The following is a 24,624-nucleotide window of genomic DNA, read 5'->3' as shown; positions in this document are numbered from 1 at the left end:
AGGCGGCGACCTCACTTTCTACCGCGTGCATCTGCGCGTCGACACGCGAGCGATGCGATCGCCCAATCCGGGCGAGCGAATCGACCTGCAGCCGGGCATGACGGCGACCACCGAGATCAAGACCGGCGAGAACACGGTGTTCCGCTATCTTACCAAGCCGATCACCCGTACCATATCGGAATCGCTCGGCGAACGCTGAGCCGGGCGGTTCCAACCGTTGCCCGAGCGGGTCGTTCCGCGCACGATCCGGTCTGTGAATATGCAACAAGCACCCGGACCGGAGGGTACGCTGCCGGCCCGAGGGGGAACCGATGAGCCCCGGAAAACTGCCGTTTATACCGTCTTTCGTTTCACGATTGCCGCTTGCAATCGCATTTCTTTTCGTCCAAACCTCCGCCAGAACTAACTTTAGGGGCGTCGTGCGCGCCCCAGCCTAGCGTTCACAAGGGGATGTCAATGACGAAGCGTGTGTTGCAGCCGGGCGCCGATCTCGTGCCCGCCACAAAGGCCGTGGCCGTCGAGAACGGTGTCGAGGCGGTCGATGTCGCGGTAGCGGAAGTCGCGGCGGCGCCGGCGATGGCCGCAACCGCCGCCGATGCGCCGGTAGAGATGGTCGCCGGCGCCGAAGTGCCCGCGGCGGCTGCTTCGGTGGTCGAGTTCGTCCCCGTCCAGACGACGCCCGTCGACACGACGGCGACCACCACCACGCAGGACACGACGGCCACCACGACCTATGACGACGGCGAACAGGACGTCACGCCCTATATCGTCGGCGGCGTGCTGCTGGCCGGCGGCATTCTCGCGCTGGCGCTGAGCGGTGGCGACGATGACGAAGTGGTGGCGCCTCCCCCGCCGCCGCCGCCTCCGCCCCCGCCGCCTGCCAACACCGCGCCGACCTTCACCTCGGGCACGACTGCCACGGTCGCCGAGAATGCGCCGATCACGACGGTGGTGTACGACGCCAACGCGACCGACGCGCAGAGCAACACGATCACCTATTCGATCGGCGGTGCCGATGCGGCGCTGTTCACCATCGATTCGGCGACCGGTGAAGTACGCCTGCGCGCCTCGGCCGATTTCGAGGCCGACGCCAGCTACACCTTCACCGTGACCGCGACCGACAACGGATCGCCCGTTGCCAGCACGACGCAGACGATCACCGTCACCGTCACCGACGTGAACGAGGCGCCGACCTTCGCCACCGCAACGCGCACCGTTTCTGTCGACGAGAATATCGCCGCTTCGACGGTGATCTTCGATGCCGACGCCACGGTGAATGGCGCGGCCAATGTCAGTGATCCCGATGCCGGCGACACGCTGACCTTCTCGCTGACCGGGGCTGACGCGGCACTGTTCACGATCAACGCGGCCACCGGCGAAGTCCGCTTCGTCGCCTCGCCCGATTTCGAGGCGCGCTCGACCTACACCGTCACCGTCGTCGCGACCGATCCCGACGGCCTCACCGCGTCGCAGGAGCTGACGGTCAACGTCAACGACGTCGCGGAGAATGTGGCGCCGGTCATCACTTCGGGCGGCACTGCCACTGTGGCCGAGAATGCTGCCGTCGACACCGTCGTCTACACCGCGGTCGCGACCGACGGTAACGGCGACACGCTTACCTATTCGCTCGGCGGTGCCGATGCGGCGCTGTTCTCGATCGATCCGGCGACCGGCCAGGTCCGCCTGCTCGCCTCGGCCGATTTCGAGGCGCGCACCACCTACAACATCACCGTGATCGCGACCGATCCCTCGGGCGCTTCGGATGCCGAGCCCGTCGTCGTCACCGTCACCGACGTCAACGAAGCGCCGGCCTTCGGCGTCGAGACGGCAACGGTCTCGGTCGACGAGAACGTCGCGGCGGGCACCGTGGTGTTCACGGGCACTGCGGTCGATCCCGATGCGGGCAGCACCATCACCTATTCGCTGACGGGTGCGGATGCCGCGCTCTTCACGGTCGATGCGGCAACGGGTGCGGTCTCGCTGATCGGTTCGCCTGATTTCGAGGCGCGCTCGACCTACAACGTCACGCTCGTCGCTACCGACGCCGGTGGCCTGACTGACAGCCTGGCGCTGACGGTCAACGTCAACGACCTGCCCGAGGGGCCGGTGCGCACCGATGTCGATATCGACGGTGCGGGCATCCCGACGACGACCATCGTCAACTACGACGCTGCCGGCGATGATTTCCGCTTCATCGAGAATGCCGCACAGGGCAACTTCTCGGTCATCAACGGCTTCAGCGAGGGTGACGTCATCCTCAGCGACGTGGCGACGGGCACCTACAGCTTCACGTCGCTCGGCAACGACATCCTTATCAGTCTCAACAACAACGGCGTGGTGACGAGCATCCGCCTGACCGACGCCGTGGCCGATGCGAGCGTGTTCGTCGAGGACGAAGCATCGGCAGAAGCGGCCGTGGGCTTCGACTTCTTCCTGGGCGAGGGCGACGATCCCAACCCGCCAGTCGCTCCTCCGCCCCCGCCGCCGCCTGCCGGTGACGAGGTTGCGGTCGAGAGCGCGGCTTCGTTCGATGCCTCGACGGCCAGCTTCACCTATGTCGACGATGCGTCGGTGCAGAATGTGGGCACCGAGATCAGCGGCTTCGGCGATGACGATCGCATCGTGCTCACCGGTCGTTCGGGTGGCAGTGCCGACACGGTCGCAAGCTTCACGTCGCGCGGGACCGATCTGGTGATCTCGTTCAACAACAACGGGACGGCTTCCGAAATCACGCTGGTCGACGCGGTGTCGATCAACGACTTCATCGAGGACGAAGCGTCTGCCGAGGCAGCGCTTGGTTTCGACTTCTTCAGCTACGCCTGAGCGTAAAACAGCTTTATCCAAGGGGTGAAATACAATGGCGATTATCACGCTTAACGAAGGCGAGACTCTCGGCTTCACGCTTGCAGGCGACAACCAGGTATTCGGCACCGTCGACGGCGGTGAGACCATCACCATCGGCGGCGGCAGCCAGGAGCTCGACGGTTCGTTCAACGCCGGCGGCGACACGATCGTGTTCACCGGCGCGGCTGCCGAGTACGAGATTTCGCGCAGCGGCTCGTCGCTCGTCATCACCGGCCCGAACGGCACCGTCGTCACGATGCCCGCGCCGCAGTCGGCGCTGACCGGCGACGACAATCCCGTGCTCCGCTTCAGCGACGTCGAGCTGGTGCTCGACACCGTCGTCAACAACGGCGTCGCCACGGTGACGATCGGTGACCAGGAAGTGACCGCTGATCCGCAGCCGATCGGCGACGGCGGCGACCCCGTTCCCACCACGCCGACGGTGACCGTTACTGTTGCCGAGGGCAACGTCAACGAAGGCGACGCGATCGTCTATGAGTTCACGCTGTCCGAGCCTTCGGACACGCCGGTGACGATCAACGTCTCGACGGTGAACAGCGGCGCCAATGCCGGCACCGCGACCGCCGGTTCGGACTACACCGCCGTTTCGACGACGATCACCTTCGCGCCGGGCCAGACCACGCAGATCCTGTCGGTCAGCACGATCAACGACACCGTCACCGAGCCGACCGAGAGCGTCGTGATCCGCACGACTTCGGCCACCGCCGGCGTCGTCATCAACGGCGAGTTCGTTGCCGCCAATATCGTCGACAACGACGCGGTCGCCCCGCCGCCGCCGCCGGTCCCCCAGTCGTTCGAGCTGACGACGGGCGCCGACACCTTCCTCGGTGGCGCTGCTAACGATCGTATCAGCGGCGTCCAGAACCAGCTGCTCGCGGGCAAGCTGCTCTCGCAGGCCGACAATATCGGCGGCGGTGACGGCACCGACACGCTGGTGCTGCTGAACTCGGGCGCGGTCGCTCCCAACGTTCTCGACGATGTCGACTTCACCAACGTCACCAGCGTTGAAGTGCTGCAGACCAACTACACGCAGGTCGTGCTCGGCGCCCAGGCTGCCGAAGCGGGCATCGTCCAGGTCGACACCACGGCGTCGGACACGCAGAATGTCGGCGGCGGCACGCTGCTCGACATCAGCGACGCGGCGTTCACCAACGAACTCGACGTCACGATGTCGAACACCAATGCCGATCTGGTCATCACCGACCTCGCGGTCGGTGCCGATCGCATCAACACGGGCACTTCGGTTTCGACGCCGACGTCGTTCGCGAACCCGATCGACGCGGTGCAGCTGGTCAACCAGACCAACGATGTGCGTATCACCTTCACCAGCACGGCGGTCGGTGACGGCAACGCATTCGACGGCAACGGCGATCTGGCGCTCACGGCGCAGTCGGAAGACGGCAGCGACGGCCTGACCGGTCCGGTATCGAGCTTCGACGATGAAGGCATCCGCTTCACCGGTGGTCGCTTCGACGTGCGTGACGTTTCGGGCACGCAGCGCGGTACGTTCGGTGAGGTGGTGCTCGGCACGATGTTCGGTGAGGCGATCTTCGCCAGCGGTGCCGGCAGCTACATCAATGCCGGCATGGGCGACGACTTCGTAGTCGGTACCGCGTCGGCCGACTTCCTCGTCGGCGGCGGCGGCGACGACCAGCTTCAGGGTGGCGCTGGCAACGACAACATCCTCGGCGGCGCCGGCGATGACATCATCACCGGCGGTGCCGGCATCGACGTGATGGACGGCGGCGAAGGCAGCGACGCCTATGTTTTCAACAACGGTGAGTTCGTCGCTGCGGAAGCCGTAGTCGACACGGGTACCGGCGCCGACGATGTCGACACGCTCGTGGTGAACTCGAGCGTGGTCATCACCGACGCGCAGTTCGCCGGCAAGGAAGGCTTCGAGGCACTCGAAACCAATCTTACGGGCACGCAGACCGTCACGCTCGAAGGCAATGCCGAGGATGCTGGCATCACGCGCATCTATTCGAGCAATGACGACCTCGATGCCGGCAGCTTCACGGCCGATCTGACCGTGCTGGGCTTTGGCGACATTGAGACCGGCTCGGGCAATGACGAGGTCACCATTCAGGTGCTCGGCTCGGTGACGGGCGGTTTCCTGACAGCCGACAATTTCGGCGGCTCGGGCATCCAGGGTTACACCGGCGACGTCGATCTCGGCGACGGTGACGACCTGCTCAATGCCAACTACGCGATTGTCGCGGGCGTCGCTGGTCTGCTCGATGGCGGCGACGGCGAAGATACGCTTCAGCTTGGTGGCCTTGTCGGTGCCGAGCTCAGCGACCTGCTGTTCCTTGGCGTCAACTCGCTGCTCTACAGCAACCCGTTCAACGACAACCTCGTCAACTTCGAGAACGTCGTCATCGCGACGGCAGAGGACGCCGTCGCGGCCGATCCGTTCGCGGGCACCGACGCCGTTGCCGGCAACGCGGTGAGCTATGACATCACCGTCGTCGACGACAATGTCGAAGAGGGCGGCAGCCTGTTCATCGATGGCAGCGCGCTGCGCGGCGAAGTCGTGGTCGATCTGGGCGCCGATGGCGATCTTGGCACCGCCGACGACATCGTCGACAGCGAATTCCTGTTCGTCGACGGTACCGGCCTCACCGGTGACCGCTCGCTCCTGGCCGCTGGTGGCGGCGGGAACGACCAGCTGCTCGGCGGCGAGGGCGACGATACGCTCAATGGCGGCGACGGCACCGATCGTCTCGAAGGCAATGACGGCGACGATCAGCTGCTCGGCGGCGCGGGCGACGACATACTGGTCGGCGGCCTCGGCGACGATCTGATGGATGGCGGCGACGGCAGCGACCTCTACGGCTACAACAGCGTCGCCGAGCTGGTTGCAGGCGACGTGATCGTCGACGGCGGCAGCGAGGCCGACAACGACATCCTCGGCATCCTCGCCGACGATTCGATCGAGGACGCCGGTTTTGCCAACAAGACCGGGCTCGAGGAACTTCGTGTGTTCGACGTTACGGCTGGCACCGAGACCGTGACGCTTGCCGGTAACTTCGCCGACACGGGGATCGGTACGATCCGCGTGCTTTCGAATGGCAATGACGATGTCGATGCCAGCGGCGTGGGCGACGTCGATCTCACCGTGTTCACAGGTTCGGGCGGCGTCATCACCAGCGACGGTGACGACGAGGTGCTGATCGCGCGCGGCGAAGTCGATGCCGACGGCAACCCGATCGGTGGTTTCCTCTACACTGTCGACAACAACAGCGACATCGATCTGGGTGCGGGCGACGATATCCTGCGCACCTATTTCAACACCGACTACAGCGCCGTCATCAGCGGTGGCGCGGGCTTCGACGAGATCGTCGCGGGCTCGGGCTACAGCATCCACACCTCGGGCAGCGCAACGGGTAACCGTGGCAACGAGAATGTGGTCGAGACCGTTACGCTCGGCGCCGACGTGACGGGCTTCGAGCAGCTCACGCTGCTCGGTGGTGATGCCGCCAACGAGGATGCCAACCTCGAAGGCAACACGATCGACTTCTTCGTGACGCTGCAGAATGCCAATGTTGCAGGTCCCGAGCGCTTCATCGTCGATGCATCGGGTTTGACCGCCGATGTCGTCACCGATGCGGGCACGGACGGCATCGTCGGTACCGACGACGACGGCACCACCGACAACACGCTGGCGCTCGACGCTAGCACGCTGAGCGCGGGCCGTGCACTCGACGTGCGTGGCGGTGCAGGCGACGACGAGGTCATCTCGGGCGCCGGCGCCGACCTGATCGACGGCGGCGCAGGCGACGACGTGCTCGACGGTGGCGCGGGTGACGATGTCATCGAAGGCGGCGAAGGCGACGACGTCCTGATCGGCGGTGCCGGCTCGGACCGTCTGCTCGGCGGCGCCGGCGACGACACGATCGTGCTCAACGTCACGCAGTTCAACGCCGAGAATGATTTCGTCGACGGCGGCGAAGGCACCAACACGCTGCTCATCGAGGGCACCGCGGCGGCGCAGGAACTGGCCGATGTCGGGTTCAACAACCGCTTCTTCAACATCCAGGAGCTGACGCTCGAGGGTGGTCCGGGAGCTGGGAACACCGCGTTCACGTTCAATATGGGCTTCTTCTCGCAGGAAGCCGGTCTTGACGTGGTCAATCTTGGCGAGGACGTTGACGGTACGACGATCAACGCCACCAACCGTTCGGAGCGCGGCGTCACGATCAACGACGACGAGTTCGACAACGATGTGACGCTGATCGGCTCTCGTTTCGCCGACACGTTCAACATCCAGGGCGGCGGCGACGACGTGGTGCGCGCCGGTGCGGGTGACGACATCGTCAATGGCGGCGCTGCGATCGATGGCGACGACTTCCTCGACGGCGGCGAAGGCAACGACACGCTGAACATCGGCACTGCCACCTATGGCGGCCAGGGCCTGGTTCTCGGCACGACCACCGTCGGTGGCGTGACGACGGGGATCACCGCGTTCGAAGTGGTGAACCTTGCAGCGGGCCGCGCGGAGCGTAACAACACCGCGCCGACCGCCGACGTTGCCGGCACCACGAACTCGTACAGCCTCGCGATCGACAACACGGCATTTGCTTCGGCAACGGGGACGATCACGATCAATGCGCAGGGCCTGCGCGGCGAAGTGGTCACCGATGTCGGCCTCGACGGCCAGATCGGCGGCGGTGACGATGTCGTCAATACCGAGGAACTGGTTGTCGACGGCTCGTCGCTCACCGGCGCACGTGCGCTGGTGGTCAATGCCGGTGGTGGCGATGACACGCTGCTCGGTGGCGCTGCAGCCGATACGTTCAACGCAGGTGCCGGCGACGACACCGTGCTTGGCGGCGGCGGTCGTGACACCATCAATGGTGGCGCGGGCGACGACATCCTGCTCGGCGAGGCTGGCAACGACATCATCAATGCCGGCGAAGGCTCGGATGTCGTGGTCGGCGGCGCCGGTAGCGATACCGTCACGCTGACCGAGACCGTTGCGGCGCGCGACACCGTGCTCATCAATGTCGGCGACGCATCGCGTGCGGCGGCGGCGACCGAGGCCTATATCGGCTTCGACGTCGATACCGACACGACTGCCGGACTTGCAGCGACTGCCGACGTGATCGATTTCGGTGAGGACATCATCGCCGACGTCACTGCCTCGGGCATCGTCGATGGTGTGGTGCAGCAGGACAGCGTGCTTGGCGAAGCGGTCGAGGCACAGACCACGTTCCTCGCGGCACTCCAGCTGATCGAGCAGGAGCTGAATGGTGTGGCCGGTGCGAACGAGGGTGTCATCGCCTTCGAGTGGAACGGCGACACGTACATCGGCACCATCGCCAACGTCAGCCTGAACGACGCCTTCCAGGACGTCGTTAAGCTGACGGGCGTTACCGGGCTCACCGAGCTGGTTGACGTCGATGGCGCGGGCGGCCTGACCGAGATCGGCCTGATCGGTACGGTCTGATCGGTTCTAGCCACTGAATGATCGGGAGGCCTCGAAGCGCAAGCTTCGGGGCCTTTTCGTTTTCGTGCTTCCGCAATTTTCAAGAAGTTGAGAAGTCGGCGGTTGAAGCCCGGCTGGCCTATGCATCTGCCGACGGTCGGTTCGCGGAAGCAATCGCGATCGCGCGCGCTTCGCGTGCGGCGCGCTCTCAATGCCGGGCCTTGAATCGAACCGGCGAACGAGCGCTTATGAGTCTTGGCGATTTGGCAGGCGCAGATGGCCCCTGCGGGGTAGCGCAGGGCAAGGGAGAGCTGAACTCCGAGAGTCCGGCAAGCAACGGGGCAATGCGCGAGCGCGGTGTGCGCATTAGCGCATCCTTGGTAGCTAAAGACGCCGCTCGGCGCGGTCGAGCATGCTGATGCCTAGCTGCGCACGCCGGAGTACCGCTTGTCGGTCCGAAAGGATCGGGCGAGCGCGGCACATGTGTAGAAGTGCCTCTACGCCCAACCGAGCATCGCAGGTGGCAGGCTGACCTACGCGTGGTCGATACCGATCGGAGAAATCAATCCGAAGGCGCGTCATGGGCCGCGCGCCCGTATCGCTACGCAACCGGGGCGCAGACTGCTATCGGGCTTGCGCCGAGGCTGTGAAGATCGATCGGCGATCTCGCGGGAGGGGGAGAGCGGGTCATGCGCGTTGTCGGAAGGCTAAAGGTCAGTCGCCGCGGCTTTGCGGCAGGCCTGACGGGAACGCTTACGGCCCTGCTGCCGCGCAACGCATCGGTAGCGGCGGAGGGCGACGGCGCCACTCTTCGTGACGACCGCTTCCTGCGCGATGCGACTTTGCGCGGTCTGGCGCGGGCAGGCGAGCGGGGCGATCCGGTTCTCGCCGAGCAGGCCGAAGCGGCGATCGAGACGCTGGCGCGTACCGATCCCGAAGCGGCGCTGCTGGTCCGCATCTATCGGAGGTTCGAGCAGGATTCGCCTGTGTTCCAACCGCGTCACCCGGCGTCCGGTCCGGAATTCGCGACCGCACTGTCGGTGCTGCACGACGCCATAGCCGATTGCCGTGAGATCGGCTTTGCCTACACGGCGCTCGATGGCGTAACCTCGACGCGCCGCGTGCTTCCGCTCGTGCTGGTGCAGCCGCGGCAGGGGATCAAGCTGATCGCATGGTGCGAGCTGCGGAGTGACTTTCGCCAGTTCTTCGTCCGGTCGATCGCCAATCTGCGTGTCGAACCGGTGCGGTTCGTCGGGAACCGGCTCGGTCTGCTCGCGCGGCTCGCCGAACAGGAGCCCTTTGCCTGAAGCGCCGGTCGCACGCTGGCGCCTATTTCGGCAAACCCGGAACAGCGCGGCGTAGGTTCGCCCGCTCACGCAGCCAACCGTAAAGGCAGCATGGCTGGGTGTCAGTTTGGGGGAGCGGGCCGGCGCCGACTCGGCGTAGTTGAAATCGGCTCCAGCCACCGATTTGCGCTTGGCGCTTCACCCGTGCGCGTCGCCGCCATAGCGCGTGCGCAACATGCGCCATGCCGCACGTAACGCCATGGCATCGCCGCCGCGGGGCCTTCCGGGCTTGGCGGCGGGGCGCCATGCGAAGATGTCGAAATGCGCCCAAGCGATGCCCGGCGTCACGAAGCGACGCAGGAAGAGCGCGGCCGTTACCGCTCCCGCCATTCCGCCCTCGGGGGCGTTGACCACGTCGGCGATGTCCGATTTGAGCATCTCGTCATAGCCGTCCCATAGCGGCATCCGCCACAGCGGATCGTCCTCGGCGGCAGCGGCCGCAAGCAGCGCGTCGGCGAGCGGGTCGTCGTTGCAGAACAAGGGCGGCAATTCCGGCCCAAGTGCAACGCGCGCCGCGCCGGTCAGCGTCGCGAAGTCGAGCAGCAGATCGGGCTCGGCCTCGCACGCGCGTGTGATCGCATCGGCCAGGATCAGCCGGCCTTCGGCGTCGGTGTTGGTGTTCTCGACATGCAGGCCCTTCCGCGTGCGCAGCACGTCACCGGGCCGAAACGCCGCACCCGAGATCGCATTCTCGACAGCAGGAATGACGAGATGCAGGCGCACCGGCAGCCGCGCCTCGATCACCAGCCGGGCAAGCGCCAGCGCGTGCGCCGCGCCGCCCATGTCCTTCTTCATCAGACGCATGCCGGCCGAGGTCTTGATGTCGAGGCCGCCACTGTCGAAGCACACACCCTTGCCGACGATGGCGATGCGCGGATGGTCGGCATTGCCCCATTCGAGTTCGACAAGGCGCGGTTCGCGGCCCTTCGCGGCGGCGGCGCCGACAGTGTGCACCATCGGATAGCCGCGCTCGAGTTCGCCGCCGCGCGTGACCGTGAGCGCGGCGCCCGTCGTTTCGGCGAGTGCCGCCGCCGCCGCTTCGAGTTCGGCCGGCCCCATATCGGCTGCGGGGGTGTTGACCAGATCGCGCACGCTGCATGTCGCACGCGCGATGCGCAGCACCGGATCGATCCGTGCGGGCTCGCCCGTGAGCAATATGCGGGGTGCTACGGGATCGTCGTCGCGAAAACGGTCGAACCGGTACTGCGCCAGAAGCCAGCCGAGCATCGCCACGCCCGGCTCGCGGCCTTCGAGCCGGTAAATGCCATCGGGCAGCGTTTCGGCGAGGTTGGCCAGGCACCAGGGCGATAGCGCATCGACATTGGCGACCACGCTGACCACCGCCCAGCTTTCGGGCGCCTCGCCGGGCAGGATCGCGCTGGCATAGCCTTTCGGCGTCAGTCGCTGTGCGCCGATCGCCGCGCGATGGCGCGGTGGCTGCCGGCGCACCCAGTCGTCGAATGTCGTCGCATCGACGAGGTGGATCGCGCGTGCGGGTTGACCGCGATCGGGGGCAAGGCAGGGAGCAAGGTCGATCACGATGGCAGGCTAGGCGCTCGGATGCCCGGCGTCACGCATCGTTATGCGGCAAGCAGCGGCAATTGCGCGATTTGCTCAAGCAGGCGTGCCGTAGAGATCGTGCTCGTCGGCGTCCTCAATGGTGACGCGCACGATGTCGCCGACCGCACGGCCGTGCACGTCGCGCAGGAACACCTCGCCGTCGATCTCGGGCGCATCCGCCATCGATCGGCCCGTGGCGCCGCCCTCGTCATCGACCGCGTCGAGGATCACGTCGAGCTTGCGTCCCACCTTGGCGGCGAGCTTGGTCGCCGAGATCGCGGCGGTACGCTCCATGATGCGCGCATAGCGCTCTTCCTTCACCGCTTCGGGCACCGGATCGGGCAGCGCATTGGCGGCCGCGCCCTCGACGGGCTCGAAGCGGAACGCGCCGACGCGGTCGAGCTGTGCCTCGTCGAGCCATTCGAGCAGATATTCGAAATCGGCCTCGGTCTCGCCGGGAAAGCCGACGACGAAGGTCGAGCGGATGGCGATATCGGGGCAGATGCTGCGCCAGTGCCGCAGCCGCTCGAGCACCTTGGCCTCGTTGGCGGGGCGGCGCATCCGCTTGAGCACCGAGGGGGCGGCGTGCTGGAAGGGAATGTCGAGATAGGGTAGCACCAGCCCCTCGGCCATCAGCGGGATGACCTGGTCGACATGCGGATAGGGGTAGACATAATGGAGGCGTACCCATGCCCCGAGCTGGCCCAGTTCGCGCGCCAGGTCGGTCATGTGCGGCACCACCTCGCGCCCCTTCCACATGCGCGGCTGCTTGCGGATATCGACGCCATAGGCCGATGTATCCTGGCTGATGACCAGCAGCTCGCGCGTGCCCGCCTCGACCAGCTTCTCGGCCTCGCGCAGGATCGCGTCGGGGCGGCGGCTGACAAGATCGCCGCGCAGCGCGGGGATGATGCAGAAGGCGCAGCGGTGATTGCAGCCTTCGGAGATCTTCAGATAGCTGTAGTGCCGCGGCGTGAGCTTGAGCCCCGCCTCGGGCACCAGATCGACAAAGGGCGAGGGGATGGGCGGAGCGGCTTCGTGCACCGCATCGACCACCTGCTCATACTGATGCGCGCCGGTGACGGCGAGCACCTGCGGGAAGCGCTGGCGGATGACCTCGGCTTCCTTGCCCATGCAACCGGTGACGATGACGCGGCCATTCTCTGCGATCGCCTCGCCGATCGCCTCGAGGCTTTCCTCCTTCGCGCTGTCGAGAAAGCCGCAGGTATTGACCAGCACCACGTCGGCCCCGGCATAATCGGGCGACATGCGATAGCCTTCGGAGCGCAGTTTCGTCAGGATGCGCTCGCTGTCGACCAGGTTCTTGGGACAGCCGAGCGACACCATGCCCACTTTGGGGCTTTCGGGGATTCGCGTTGCCATGATCGGCCGCGCACATAGGGCGTGCGCGCGAAAAAAGCTATCGTCGCGCTTCGGCGGCCATCGCGGCGTTGCGGCGCGTCGCGGCGTCGAGCGTGCGCGTGAGCAGCGTTGCCAGCGCATCGTCGGCGTCGAGGACGTTCAGTCCCTCGCGCGTCGATCCGCCGGGGCTCGCAACCCGATCGGCGAGCGTTGCGGGCGAGACGTCGGCATCGGCGGCGAGCGAGGCTGATCCGTAGACCGTCGCACGCGCCAGTCGCAGCGCCTGATCGGCGGGCAGGCCAAGCGCCGCGGCGCCCGCGGCCATCGCGTCGATGAAGCGATAGGTGAAGCCCGGCCCGCTGCCCGCGAGCGCAGTGACCAGATCGAACTGCGCCTCGTCCTCGATCCGCTCGACCAGCCCCAAGGGCTGCATCAGCGCGTCGACATCGCCGGCGCGGCTGCCGTGCAGCGCCACCACACCCTTGCCGATGGCAACGGGCAGGTTGGGCATCGCGCGCACGATAGAGTGTGCGGCGAAGCGATCGGCCAGCGTCGCCATATCGACGCCGGCTAGGATCGAGATCAACAGCGGCACCGGCGCATCACGATCGCGCAGGAAAGCGGGCGCGGCGTCGATCATCTGCGGCTTGATGCCGAGCATCACCATGTCGGGCAGCGGCGCATCGGGCGCTCCGGTGCGGCTTTCGACGCCGTCGATCACGGTGCGACCGCTCTTGTTCAGCACCAGCACTTCGTCGCGCGCGAGCGTTCCGGCATCGATCCAGCGGCGCAGCATCGCGCCGCCCATGTTGCCGGCACCCACCATCCACAGCCGGTGGCGCGGCGTCACGCCTCGCCCTGCGTCTCGATCAGCGCGGCGGCGATCGCCTCGGTGGGGGTCTTGCCGCCCCACAGCACGAACTGGAACACCGGGTAGAAGCGCTCGCATTCGTCGATCGCGGTTTCCACCAGCAATTCGGCCTGTTCGAGCGTCAGGTTGCCGCCGTCCTCGCCCTCGATCATCGCGGCGTGGCGATAGAGCAGTATGCCGCTCGACGACCAGAGCTCGAAATGGCCGAGCCAGAGCTGCTCGTTGACCAGCCCGATCGCTTCGTAGATCGATACGCGCCGCTCGTCGGCCACGCGCACGTCGGGGAAGGCGAGGAACTGTAGCACGCCGTCTTCCTCGCGCCAGATCGCGCGCAGCTCATATTCGGTCCAGCTGCCCTTCACCTTGGCGACGATCTCGTCGTCCTCGCGCTCGTGGCTCCAGCCATGCGCGGCGAAATAGCGTTCGAGCATGTCGATGGGCGCCGCGTCCTCGCGGTCGAACTCGGCTTCGTCGAGCATCAGCGGTTTCCGGCGGTCTGCATCGCTGCGATGGTGCCGTGCAGCACGTGCGAGCGCAACCCCGCGTCGTGCGGGGCATCGCGAAATCGGTGGATAACGAAGGGTGCGATCAAGAGCTCGGCTGGCTCCCGCCCGCGGCAAGCTTGGCTTCGAGCGCGGCGATGCGCGCCTTCAGCGCCTCGTTCTCGTCGCGTGCCGCGGCCGCCATCGTCTTCACTGCATCGAACTCGTCGCGCGCGACGAAATCGAGCCCACCGATCCATTCGCGCGCACGCTCGCGCGCGGCGCCCTCGGCCTCGCGTCCCATGCCCGCCAGCGTGCCGGCAGCGCCGTTCAGGAACTTCGCCAGATCGTCGAACAGGCGGTTTTCGGTCTGCATCTCACATTCTTTCCGGCAATCAGGTCAAAGCTCTATCTGGGTGCTGGCCCCCGTCGGGACAAGCGTCTCGCCATCGGGGTTCAGCCGGTCAATCTCCCAAGCGAGGAGCCCGGCGAAGCACAGCCACGCCAGATAGGGGACGAGCAGCCAGGCAGCGAGCGGCCGTACGCGCGCGAACGCGAAGGTGGTGGCCAGCGCGAGCACGAAGATGATCGCGATGTGGATCGGCGCGAAGCTCACCATGCGCAGGCCGAAGAACAGCGGCGACCAGGCGAGGTTGGCGATCAGCTGCACCACAAACAGCGTGACCGCCAGGCCACGCCAACGCGCGCTGCGTGCATGCAGGATCATCGCCAGCGCGAGTCCCATCAGCGCGTAGAGGAGCGTCCAGGCGACGCCGAACGCCCAGCCCGGTGGCTCCCAGCTCGGCTTGGCGAGCATCATGTACCAGCCATTGTCGGCACCGGTCGGCGCGAGCCTGCCGGCGAAGCTGCCGAGCAGCACCACCAGCGGCACGGTGACGATCGCATAGCGCAGGAACGACCAGCGCAACTGGCTTCTCGAGGCGATTTCGCGCATGCGCCCTCTTCTTGACGATGGTTGGGTGCGCCCTAGGCGGCTGACGTCTCGCTGGCAATGATGCGCGTGGCGGCGATCAGGAACTCGATATTGCCTTCGGGGCCGGTGATCGGGCTCGGCACGATGCCCGCGACGCCCCAACCGCTCGCCTCGAGCCAGTCGCGTACTTCGCCGCAAACGCGTTCGTGCACCGCAGGGTCGCGAACCACGCCGCCCTTGCCCACATCGTCGCGCCCGGCCTCGAACTGCGGCTTGATGAGTGCGACCAGCCGCGCGCCCGCTTGTGCGAACGAAAGCGGCCGCTCGAGCACCTTGGCAAGCCCGATGAAGCTGGCGTCGCAGACGATCAGATCGACGGTCTCGGGAATATGCGCCGCGGTCAGGATCCGCGCACTCGTCTGCTCGTGCACGATGACGCGCGGGTCCTGCCGCAGCTTCCAGGCGAGCTGGTTGGTACCCGAGTCGACGGCATAGACGCGCGCGGCGCCGTTCTGGAGCAGCACATCGGCAAAGCCCCCGGTCGATGAGCCCACGTCGATCGCGACCGCGCCATCTACGCGCCATTCGAAATGCTCAAGCGCATGTGCCAGCTTGATGCCGCCGCGCGAAACCCAGGGATGATCGCGCCCGCGCACATGCAGGGCGACATCGGAAGCGACCTGCTGGCCGGGCTTGTCGACGCGCCGGTCGCCGATCGAAACCAGCCCCGCCATCACAAGCGCCTGCGCGCGCGCGCGACTTTCGGCGTGGCCGCGATCGACCAGCAGCTGGTCGATCCGCATCTTGGTGCGCGCCACCGTCAGCACCCCTGCTTTCGCCGCACGCAGATATCCTTTCGTCGCCAGCCTATTGCCTATCAAAACGATAGGAATTAAATCCTGTCTCCGGCGGAAGCACTCGGCCACCGTACCCTAGAGCGGCCCGGCCGGCGCTTCCGCCACCCTCATGTCGAGGAGCTTGTCCGATGACCAGCCTTTCCGAACGTGACACCATCGATCCCGTCGTTCTCACCATACCTGGCCTCGGCGGGTCGGGCCCGTCGCACTGGCAGAGCCTTTGGGAGGAGGCACGGCCCGACACGCATCGGGTCGAACTGGGAATGTGGAACACGCCGCATCGCAACAGCTGGATCACCAAGCTCGATCAGGCAATCCGCGCGGCACGCGCGCCGGTGGTGCTGGCGGCGCATAGTCTTGGCTGCCTTGCAGTCGCCTGGTGGGCCGAGCTTTCGCCGCAGCCTTATGGCTGGCCAGTAGCGGGCGCACTGCTCGTAGCGCCGGCCGATGTCGATCGCGCCGATGCGCATCCCGATCTCGCCGCGTTCGCGCCGAGCCCGCGCAAGCTGCTGCCCTTCCCCTCGATCGTGGTGGCCAGTAGCGACGATCCGTGGATCGAACTCGCTTCGGCGCGCAACCTCGCCGATGCTTGGGGCAGCCATTTCGTCGATGCCGGCGCGCAGGGCCATCTCAACGCCGCCAGCGGCATCGGCTGGTGGGCCGAAGGGCAGGCGCTGCTCGACCGCGTGATCGCGGTATCGGGCGGGCGCGCGCCGCGATCGGCAGGCGATGCGCGCGCGGTGCTGGCAGTGAGCGCGACCGATGCCGCACAGGCGCATTATCTGAAGCAATAGATCAGGCCGCCCGGATCATCCGGGCGGCGCCTTTTCGGCTGTCAGTACGCGATCCGCTCGACAGCGATCTGCCGTGCGGCAAGCATCGTCTGCACGCTGTCAGCACCCGCCAGATGCCCCGCGCCCACCGCCACGAAAACGGTGCCGGGCTGGCGCATGCGTTGTTCGATCCACGTCGCCCAGCGCGCGTTGCGATCGGCGAGCAGGGCCTTCGACACCTCGGGCGTGTCGCGCATGCCCTCGTTCATCACCGCGGCAAGGCGATCAGGATCGCCCGCGCTCCACGCGCCGACCATGTTCTCGATCATCGTCTGCGTCTCGTCGAGCTGGTCGATGGTGCTGAGCAGCATGCCGATCTGTGCCGGTTCGGGCAGTCCGTCGAGGATGCCGATCTGCTCTTCGGCGGTCTCGAGGCCCGTGATCGGTTTGCCGCCTGCCTTGGCGGCGGCGGTGAACTTCATTTCCACGCCCTCGGCGGGGTTGTAGCCCAGCTTCATCAGCGGCAGCAGCGACAGGTTGGTCGCCGCGAACCACGGATCGACGCGATCGAAGGCGTTGGCGGGCAGATCGACGCCGCGCAGCGCCTGGACATATGTTTCGCGCTTGTCGGCAGGGAGCTTGTCAGGAAGCGACGGGCCGCTGGCGTTGACTGCAGTGGCGAGGATCAGCTTCTGCATCGCCGCATCGTCGGGCGTCACCATTTCGAGCACGACCTCGTCGCTGGCGTCGAACGCCGTGCGCACGGCATCGTCGAACCACGACAGGCCGGGCTTCAGCACATGGATCGTGCCGAACAGATAGATCGTCGTGTCGGCGTCCTTGACTACCCACAATGCGGGATCCGATTCGGATTGCTGCACCGGGGCTGGGGCGGGCGCAGGCGCAGGAGCGGCGCTTTGCTGCTGCGCGGGGGCCGCTGCGGGAAATGCGAGCGCGAGTGCCAGCCCCGTACCGATCCGCAAGATCATGCTCATAGCGTCGAATGCTCCTGTCGGCCGGCGGACAGCCGGCGTGCTTCGTGGTGCGGGCGGGGGGAATCGAACCCCCACGAGCCGTTCGGCCCAACGGATTTTAAGTCCGGTGCGTCTACCAGTTCCGCCACGCCCGCATATTGGCCGAAATAGACTTGCTGCGCGTGAAGCTTCAACCGCGCAGCATCACATCGACGATCCGCGCACAGGCTTGCCCGTCGCCGAACGGATTGTGCGCGCGTGCCATTGCGCCATAGGCCTCGGCGTCGTCGAGCAGCGCGGCGGTGGCGGCGACGATCGTGGCGCGGTCATTGCCCACCAGCCGCGCGGTGCCGGCGGTCACGCCTTCGGGCCGCTCGGTCGTCTCGCGCATCACCAGCACCGGCTTGCCGAGCGCGGGCGCTTCCTCCTGCACCCCGCCCGAATCGGTCAGCACCAGCTCGCAACCACGCAGAAGCGCGACGAAATTGGGATAGTCGAGCGGATCGATCAGGTGCGCGTCAGGCGTATCGGCGAGGATGCGTTGCATCGGTTCGCGCACATTGGGGTTGGGATGCACCGGAAACACCACCGCCACGTCGGGCCGCCCGGCAATGTCGCGCACGGCATGGGCCATCGCCTCGAGCCCTGCCCCGAAATTCTCGCGCCGGTGCGTGGTGACGGCGACGATGCGCTTTCCTTCAAGCCGTGCCAGCAGCGGCGCGATGCCGGCTGCCAGCGCCGGTTCGGCGTCGATGCGCGCAATGGTGGCGTGCAGCGCGTCGATCACCGTGTTGCCCGTCACCCAGATGCGATCGGCGGGCACATTCTCGCGCAGCAACGCGTCACGCGCGGTGTCGGTGGGCGCGAAATGCTGGTCGGCGATGGCGCCGACGATCTTGCGGTTCACTTCCTCGGGCCAGGGATGGTGAATATTCCCCGATCGCAGCCCCGCCTCGACATGCGCGACGGGTACCTTGCGATAATAGGCCGCCAGCGCGCCGATCATCGCGGTGGCGGTGTCGCCCTGCACGATGACGCGCGACGGGCGCTCGGCATCGTAGACGCGGCCGAGTTCGGTCAGCAGCCGCGCCGATAGCTGGTCGAGGCTCTGGTCGGGCAGCATCAGGTCGAGGTCATGGTTGGGCACGATCCGCGCGATCGCCAGCACCTGATCGAGCATCTCGCGATGCTGCGCGCTCACCACCACGCGCAGGTTGGTGCCCGCATCGCGCAGCGCGTGGATGAGCGGGTAGAGCTTGATCGCCTCAGGCCGCGTGCCGAACACGACGAGGATCGGGCCGTCGCCCATCTCAGCCCACCCGCTCGAGATGATTGACGCCGAAGCCCTCGATCGCAAGCGCGGCGATACGCGCGGCGACGGTCTCGGGCGGCTTCACCGTCTGCGGGTCTTCGCCCGGATAGGCGCGCTCGCGCATCTTGGTGCGCGTGGCGCCCGGATCGACGATCGCGACGCGCGCCTGCGTTAGGTTGCGCAGCTCCTCGCCATAGCTTTCCAGCAATGTCTCGAACGCCGCTTTCGATGCGCCGTAAATGCCCCAATAGGCACGCGGGCTGCGCGCGACGCTCGAGGTGAGGCCGATGATCCGCGCGGCTTCGGCGCGGCGCAGCATCGGGTCGAACGAAGCGAGCATCGCTGCCTGCGCCGTCACGTTGAGCGTGAAGACCTTGGCGCTTTCCTTCATGTCGATCGCGGGCACTGCGGCGAGGCTGCCGAGCATGCCGGCATTGAGCACGAGAATGTCGAGCGCCTGCCAGCGTTCGCCGATCGCGGTCGCAAGGCGCGCCACGCTGTCGGGCTGCGTCAGGTCCATCGGCGCGATGGTGGCGCTGCCGCCGGCGGCGTGAATGCGCTCCTCGACTTCTTCCAGCCCGCCGGTAGTGCGCGCGGTCAGCACGACATGCGCGCCGGCCTCGGCGAGTGCGAACGCGGTCGCCGCACCGATGCCGCGCGACGCGCCGGTAACGAGCGCCAGCTGGCCCGAAAGCGGCCGGTCTGTGGTCGGCGTGTCAGTCATGATCCCCCTTTTCGCTGCTCGCGCCGATCCCGCCAGCCCTCAGTCTGTCGCAAAAGAATGATAAGAAGTTCTCAGCACGAACGGGTTGCGATTGGTCCTCAGCCCACCCGTTCCTCGAGCATCGAGAATTGCTCGACGGGGGCGAGCTCGTCCTGATCGGTCAGGCTCGTCGGATAGTCGCCGGTGAAGCAGGCGTCGCAATAGCCGGGGCGGATGGCGGCGCGCTCTGCCTCGCCGAGCGCCTTGTAGAGCCCGTCGATCGAAACGAAGCCGAGGCTGTCGGCATGGATGAAGTCGGTCATCCCACCCAGGTCGAGCTTTGCGGCGAGCAGCTTGGCGCGTTCGGGCGTATCGACGCCATAGAAGCAGCTGTGCCGAGTCGGCGGGCTGGCGATGCGCATGTGCACTTCGGCGGCGCCCGCCTCACGCATCATCTGCACGATCTTGAGGCTTGTTGTGCCGCGCACGATCGAATCGTCGATCAGCACCACGCGCTTGCCCTCGATCAGTCCGCGATTGGCATTGTGCTTCAGCTTCACGCCCAGATGCCGGACCTTGTCGCCCGGCTGGATGAAGGTGCGCCCGACATAATGCGAGCGGATGATGCCGAGCTCGAACGGAATGCCCGATTGCTGTGCATAGCCGATCGCCGCTGGCGTACCCGAATCGGGCACGGGGATCACCAGATCGGCCTCGACGGGATGCTCGATCGCCAGCTGCGCGCCGATCGCCTTGCGCACCGAGTATACCGACCGGTCGTCGGCGATCGAATCGGGGCGCGAGAAATAGACATATTCGAAGATGCACGGCCGCGGCGCCACCGACGCGAAGGGCCGGATCGATCGCGTCTCGGTGCCCTGCACGATCACCAGCTCGCCCGGGTCGACGGCGCGCACGAATTCCGCCCCAACCACGTCGAGCGCCACCGTTTCGGATGCGAAGATCACGGCATCGCCGAGCTTGCCCATCACCAGCGGCCGAATGCCCAGCGGATCGCGGCAGGCGATCATGCCTTCGGGCGTCATCACGATCAGCGAATAGGCGCCTTCGACCTGCTTCAGCGCATCGATGAAGCGATCGAGCAGCGAGCGATAGCTCGACGTCGCCACCAGATGGATGATGACCTCGGTATCGCTGGTCGACTGGAAGATCGATCCGCGCCGTACGAGGTCGCGCTTGAGCCTGAGCGCGTTCGAGATGTTGCCGTTGTGCGCCACCGCGAAGCCGCCGCTCGACAGGTCGGCGAACAGCGGCTGTACGTTGCGCAGCGCCGTCTCGCCCGTGGTCGAATAGCGCACATGGCCACACGCCACCTCGCCCGCGAGGCCGCGGATGATCTCGTCGCGATCGAAATTGCCCGCCACGTGCCCCATCGCGCGGTAGCTGTGGAACTCGGTGCCATCGAAGCTCGAGATGCCGGCGGCTTCCTGCCCGCGATGCTGGAGCGCGTGCAGCCCCAGCGCCACGAGCGCCGCGGCGCCTTCGGCACCCGATACCCCGAATACGCCGCACTCTTCGCGCAGCTTGTCGTCGTCGAACGGATTGGTGGTCAGCATGCGGCCCGATGTCTCGTTGCAGACGTTGGCCATATAGGCAGGCCGCGCGGCTTTGTCGCCCTTTTGTCATCATCGGCTGAACCGCGCGTGAAACCCGCGCGTTGCTGCGGCGGCAACGAAGGAGAGTCGGATGGCGAAGGGCCACGGATCGTCGATCAAGGACGACAAGCTGTACGGGGATTTGCGCGACGAAGGCATGTCGAAGGAGAAGGCCGCGCGAATCGCCAACGCTAAGGCGGCGGGCACGATCGACCACGATTCGACGCCGCTCGAGGATCGCACTCGGGATGAGCTGTACGATCAGGCGAAGGAGATCGGCATCGAGGGCCGCTCGGACATGACCAAGGACGAACTGGTCGAGGCGATCCGCAACCATCGGTGACACTTGGTCGCCCCAAGCATCGCGGATAGAAGCGCGCGATGGACGATATCCGCGAAACCGGCCGCACGCTCGATCCGCGCTTCGACGCCAACGGCCTGATAACCGCCGTCGTCACCCACGCCGAATCGGGCGAGGTGCTGATGGTCGCGCACATGAACGAAGATGCGCTCGCCGCCACGCAGGCGAGCGGCGAGGCGACCTTCTGGTCGCGGAGCCGTGCGCGCTTGTGGAAGAAGGGCGAAAGCTCGGGTCATGTGATGCGCGTGATCGAGATGCGCATCGATTGCGATCAGGATGCGGTGTGGCTGCGTTGCCAACCGGCCGGTCCGGCCTGTCATACCGGGGCGCGCAGCTGCTTCTATCGCCGCATTGGCCATGATGGATTGGAACCGATCGAGTGAGGCGATGTTGGTCGGCGCTGGCGGCGGTCGCGGCATTTGCTGGATGCTCGGATCAGCCGGCCACGCAGGGGCAGGGCGGCGCGCCCGGGCTCGAGCGCGCCGCCATCGAACGCGGGCTTGTCCGTGATCCTGCCGACCGCGGGTTGACCGGGGTGTATGCGCGCGACGCCGATCGCATCTGCATCGTCGAAACGGCGAGCGAGGCGCGAATCGGCGCGCTCGTCGATTATGGTGACGATATCGCGTGCACCGGGCGCGGGACGGTGGCGCGCGAGGATGGCGGCACGGCGCTTGCCGTGGCCTTTGGCGGCGGGTGCAGCTTTACCGCACGCTTCGACGGCGATCGCATCACGTTTCCCGCAACCGTTCCCGAAGCGTGTCGCGCATTATGCTCGGGACGCGCGTCGTTCGCGGCGCTGACGGGCGAGCGCCTGTCCGATTCGGCGAGCGAGGCAGTGGCGATGCGCGATACGCGAGGCGGGACGATGTGCCAGACAGCAGGTTGACGTTTACGTAAGCGTAGGGTATGCGTAGCGACCATGCCGCACGCAGAACCCTTCGCCGCGACACTTGCGCCGATCGAGGCGCGTCTCGATCGCCACGCCTTCTCGATTTCCGATCTGTGCGCCGAGTTCGGCGTCACCGCACGTGCGCTGCGCTTCTACGAGGACGAGGGGCTGATCGCGCCTGAGCGGCGCGGGTTGCAGCGCGTCTATTCGCATCGTGATCGCGCGCGGTTGGCGTGGATTCTGCGCGGCAAGCGTGTGGGCTTCAGCCTCGGCGAGATTCGCGAGATGATCGATCTGTACGATGTCGGCGACGACCGCCGCGTCCAGCGGCAGGTGACGATCGAGAAATGCCGCGCGCGAATCGCGACGCTGGAAGCGCAGAAGCACGATATCGACGCCGCCATCGCAGAGATCCGCGAGTTCCTCGCGATCGTCGATGGCGAGCCGGCCAAGCCCAACTGAGTTCGAGAGGACTATCATGCCCAGCTACACGCCCCCCGTCCGCGACACGCGCTTCGTGCTCGATCATGTCATCGGCCTCAATGCGCACGCCAATCTGCCCGGCTTCGCCAACGCAACGCCCGACATGGTGACGGCGGTGCTCGAGGAAGGCGGCAAGTTCGTCGCCGAAGTGCTGTTCCCGCTCAATCTTTCGGGCGACCAGCAGGGCTGCACGCGGCACGCCGACGGCAGCGTCACCACGCCCGATGGTTTCAAGGCGGCGTACGACCGGCTGGTCGAGAGCGGCTGGATGACGCTCGGCGCCCCCGAGGAGTTTGGCGGGCAGGGCATGCCGCATGCCGTTTCGACCGCGTTCGAAGAGTATATGATCTCGGCCAACATGGCGTTCGCCATGTATCCCGGGTTGACGCATGGTGCGATCGCCGCGCTGCTCGCCAAGGGATCGGACGAGCAGAAGGCGCTCTACGTGCCGCGCATGGTGTCGGGCGAATGGGGCGGCACGATGAACCTGACCGAGCCGCATTGCGGCACCGATCTGGGCCTCATCAAGTCGCGCGCGGTGCCGCAGGACGATGGCAGCTACGCGATCAGCGGTACCAAGATCTTCATCTCGTCGGGCGAGCACGACCTGACGAGCAACATCATCCACTTGGTGCTCGCCAAGACGCCCGACGCACCCGACAATGTGAAGGGCATCAGCCTGTTCGTGGTGCCAAAGTTCCTCGTCAATGAGGACGGCTCGCTCGGCGAGCGCAATGCCGTGTCGTGCGGCTCGATCGAGCACAAAATGGGCATCCACGGCAATTCAACCTGCGTGATGAACTATGACGGCGCCAAGGGCTGGCTCGTCGGCGAGCAGAACAAGGGGCTGGCCGCGATGTTCATCATGATGAACGCGGCGCGTCTCGGTGTCGGCCTGCAGGGTCTGGGCGTCGCCGAAGTCGCCTATCAGAACGCCGTCCATTACGCGCGCGATCGTCGCCAGGGCCGCGCGCTGACCGGCCCGGCCGAGCCGAACGAGAAGGCCGACACGTTGTTCGTGCATCCCGATGTGCGCCGCATGCTGATGGAGGCCAAGGCGCTCACCGAAGGCCTGCGGGCACTGTGCCTGTGGGGCGCGCTCCAGGTCGATCTGGCGCACAAGGCCGAGACCGAGGAGCAGCGACAGCTCGCCGACGATCTCATCAGCCTGCTCACGCCGGTCATCAAGGGCTATGGCACCGACAAGGGCTATGACGTCGCGACCAATGCGCAGCAGGTCTATGGCGGCCATGGCTACATCGCCGAATGGGGCATGGAGCAATATGTCCGCGATGCGCGCATCGCGATGATCTATGAAGGCACCAACGGCGTGCAGGCGATGGACCTGGTCGGCCGCAAGCTCGCGCAGAATGGCGGTCGTGCGGTGCAGGCGTTCTTCAAGCTGGTGAGCGAGGAAATCGCCGACGCCAAGCGGGATGAGGCGAGCGCCGATTTCGCCGCCCGGCTCGAGCGCGCGCTGGGCGAGCTTCAGGCGGCGACGATGTGGTTCATGCAGAACGCGATGAAGAACCCCGAGCATGTCGGCGCCGGCGCGCACAGCTACATGCACATCATGGGCATCGTTGCCACCGGGCTGATGTGGCTGCGCACGCTGCGCGCGGCGAACGCGCTTCTCGCGGCAGGCGATGGCGACGCAAAGTTCCTTGGGGCGAAGCGCGTCACCGCGCGCTTCTATGCCGAGCGCATCCTGCCCGATGCCGGGGCGCTGCGCCGCAAGATCGAAGGCGGCGCCGAAAGCCTGATGGCGCTTGAGCCTGAGATGTTCCTGGCGGCGTAAGTCT

The 24,624-nt window shown here is 66.4% G+C and carries 20 protein-coding genes, 1 tRNA gene and 1 pseudogene; 10 read left to right on the top strand and 12 right to left on the bottom strand.

The genetic code is table 11. The features are described from left to right. The 4 genes and pseudogenes from FBR43_RS16310 to FBR43_RS10930 all read left to right on the top strand — a co-directional run. Positions 1-199 (top strand): annotated as a pseudogene (locus FBR43_RS16310) (secretion protein); the annotation flags it as partial. 257 nt (positions 200-456) lie between these two features. Further along, positions 457-2,823, top strand: coding sequence for a cadherin domain-containing protein (locus FBR43_RS10940; RefSeq protein WP_169542578.1), 2,367 nt, complete (start codon positions 457-459; stop codon positions 2,821-2,823). A gap of 34 nt (positions 2,824-2,857) precedes the next feature. Then, a complete protein-coding gene (locus FBR43_RS10935) occupies positions 2,858-8,317 on the top strand; it encodes a beta strand repeat-containing protein (RefSeq protein WP_136943160.1) in 5,460 nt (1,819 codons plus the stop codon). A 668-nt stretch (positions 8,318-8,985) separates the two neighbouring features. After that, positions 8,986-9,603, top strand: a complete 618-nt coding sequence (locus FBR43_RS10930; RefSeq protein ID WP_136943159.1) for a helix-turn-helix transcriptional regulator — start codon at positions 8,986-8,988, stop codon at positions 9,601-9,603. 177 nt (positions 9,604-9,780) lie between these two features. Here FBR43_RS10930 and FBR43_RS10925 read toward each other — a convergent pair whose 3' ends face one another. From FBR43_RS10925 to FBR43_RS10895, 7 genes are all read right to left on the bottom strand, one after another. Beyond that, positions 9,781-11,181 carry a leucyl aminopeptidase family protein gene (locus tag FBR43_RS10925; protein WP_136943158.1) on the bottom strand — a complete coding sequence of 467 codons (1,401 nt, stop codon included), beginning with the start codon at positions 11,179-11,181 and terminating at the stop codon, positions 9,781-9,783. A gap of 75 nt (positions 11,182-11,256) precedes the next feature. After that, entirely contained in the window at positions 11,257-12,585 is a 1,329-nt protein-coding gene (gene rimO / locus FBR43_RS10920) for a 30S ribosomal protein S12 methylthiotransferase RimO (protein WP_136943157.1), read from the bottom strand. 37 nt (positions 12,586-12,622) lie between these two features. Next, a complete protein-coding gene (locus tag FBR43_RS10915) occupies positions 12,623-13,390 on the bottom strand; it encodes a pyrroline-5-carboxylate reductase family protein (protein WP_136944166.1) in 768 nt (255 codons plus the stop codon). A 20-nt stretch (positions 13,391-13,410) separates the two neighbouring features. Beyond that, positions 13,411-13,914, bottom strand: coding sequence for a type III secretion system chaperone family protein (locus FBR43_RS10910; RefSeq protein ID WP_136943156.1), 504 nt, complete (start codon positions 13,912-13,914; stop codon positions 13,411-13,413). A gap of 109 nt (positions 13,915-14,023) precedes the next feature. Further along, on the bottom strand, positions 14,024-14,293 hold the full coding sequence (locus tag FBR43_RS10905; protein ID WP_136943155.1) for an accessory factor UbiK family protein: 270 nt from the start codon (positions 14,291-14,293) through the stop codon (positions 14,024-14,026). A 24-nt stretch (positions 14,294-14,317) separates the two neighbouring features. Beyond that, the gene (locus FBR43_RS10900; RefSeq protein ID WP_136943154.1) at positions 14,318-14,872 is read right to left on the bottom strand and encodes a TspO/MBR family protein; all 555 of its coding nucleotides are present in this window, start codon (positions 14,870-14,872) and stop codon (positions 14,318-14,320) included. 32 nt (positions 14,873-14,904) lie between these two features. Next, positions 14,905-15,654, bottom strand: coding sequence for a TlyA family RNA methyltransferase (locus FBR43_RS10895; RefSeq protein ID WP_136944165.1), 750 nt, complete (start codon positions 15,652-15,654; stop codon positions 14,905-14,907). A 182-nt stretch (positions 15,655-15,836) separates the two neighbouring features. Between FBR43_RS10895 and FBR43_RS10890 the strand changes: the two genes are divergently transcribed. Then, entirely contained in the window at positions 15,837-16,502 is a 666-nt protein-coding gene (locus FBR43_RS10890) for an RBBP9/YdeN family alpha/beta hydrolase (protein ID WP_136943153.1), read from the top strand. A gap of 41 nt (positions 16,503-16,543) precedes the next feature. On the opposite strand, the gene FBR43_RS10885 is transcribed toward FBR43_RS10890, so the two are convergent. From FBR43_RS10885 to purF, 5 genes are all read right to left on the bottom strand, one after another. Next, the gene (locus tag FBR43_RS10885; RefSeq protein WP_136943152.1) at positions 16,544-17,476 is read right to left on the bottom strand and encodes a TraB/GumN family protein; all 933 of its coding nucleotides are present in this window, start codon (positions 17,474-17,476) and stop codon (positions 16,544-16,546) included. 45 nt (positions 17,477-17,521) lie between these two features. Further along, a tRNA-Leu gene (locus FBR43_RS10880) sits at positions 17,522-17,610 on the bottom strand. A 35-nt stretch (positions 17,611-17,645) separates the two neighbouring features. Continuing rightward, positions 17,646-18,764: a non-hydrolyzing UDP-N-acetylglucosamine 2-epimerase gene (gene wecB / locus FBR43_RS10875; RefSeq protein ID WP_136943151.1), complete on the bottom strand. Its 1,119-nt coding sequence runs from the start codon at positions 18,762-18,764 to the stop codon at positions 17,646-17,648. A 1-nt stretch (position 18,765) separates the two neighbouring features. Next, the gene (locus FBR43_RS10870) at positions 18,766-19,491 is read right to left on the bottom strand and encodes an SDR family NAD(P)-dependent oxidoreductase (protein WP_136943150.1); all 726 of its coding nucleotides are present in this window, start codon (positions 19,489-19,491) and stop codon (positions 18,766-18,768) included. A gap of 98 nt (positions 19,492-19,589) precedes the next feature. Continuing rightward, entirely contained in the window at positions 19,590-21,047 is a 1,458-nt protein-coding gene (gene purF / locus FBR43_RS10865) for an amidophosphoribosyltransferase (RefSeq protein ID WP_136944164.1), read from the bottom strand. A 130-nt stretch (positions 21,048-21,177) separates the two neighbouring features. On the opposite strand from purF, the gene FBR43_RS10860 reads away from it, so the two are divergent. The 5 genes from FBR43_RS10860 to FBR43_RS10840 are packed head-to-tail and all read left to right on the top strand — an operon-like array spanning position 21,178 to position 24,620. Continuing rightward, the gene (locus tag FBR43_RS10860) at positions 21,178-21,429 is read left to right on the top strand and encodes a DUF7218 family protein (protein WP_136943149.1); all 252 of its coding nucleotides are present in this window, start codon (positions 21,178-21,180) and stop codon (positions 21,427-21,429) included. A 38-nt stretch (positions 21,430-21,467) separates the two neighbouring features. Continuing rightward, positions 21,468-21,830 (top strand): phosphoribosyl-AMP cyclohydrolase, encoded by a 363-nt coding sequence (gene hisI, locus FBR43_RS10855; protein WP_136943148.1) that lies wholly within the window; start codon positions 21,468-21,470, stop codon positions 21,828-21,830. Next, the gene (locus tag FBR43_RS10850; RefSeq protein WP_136943147.1) at positions 21,827-22,336 is read left to right on the top strand and encodes a hypothetical protein; all 510 of its coding nucleotides are present in this window, start codon (positions 21,827-21,829) and stop codon (positions 22,334-22,336) included. The genes hisI and FBR43_RS10850 overlap by 4 nt, the downstream gene beginning before the upstream one ends. Positions 22,337-22,369: 33 nt before the next feature. Further along, positions 22,370-22,801, top strand: a complete 432-nt coding sequence (locus tag FBR43_RS10845) for a MerR family transcriptional regulator (RefSeq protein ID WP_136943146.1) — start codon at positions 22,370-22,372, stop codon at positions 22,799-22,801. A 16-nt stretch (positions 22,802-22,817) separates the two neighbouring features. Then, positions 22,818-24,620 (top strand): acyl-CoA dehydrogenase C-terminal domain-containing protein, encoded by a 1,803-nt coding sequence (locus tag FBR43_RS10840; RefSeq protein ID WP_136943145.1) that lies wholly within the window; start codon positions 22,818-22,820, stop codon positions 24,618-24,620. The last annotated feature ends 4 nt before the right edge of the window (positions 24,621-24,624 follow it).

The organism is Sphingomonas baiyangensis, from assembly GCF_005144715.1.
In the GTDB taxonomy this organism is placed as follows: Bacteria; Pseudomonadota; Alphaproteobacteria; order Sphingomonadales; family Sphingomonadaceae; genus Sphingomonas; species Sphingomonas baiyangensis.
Note: the sequence above shows the minus strand (reverse complement) of the source record. Positions and strands in the feature narration are given on the sequence as shown.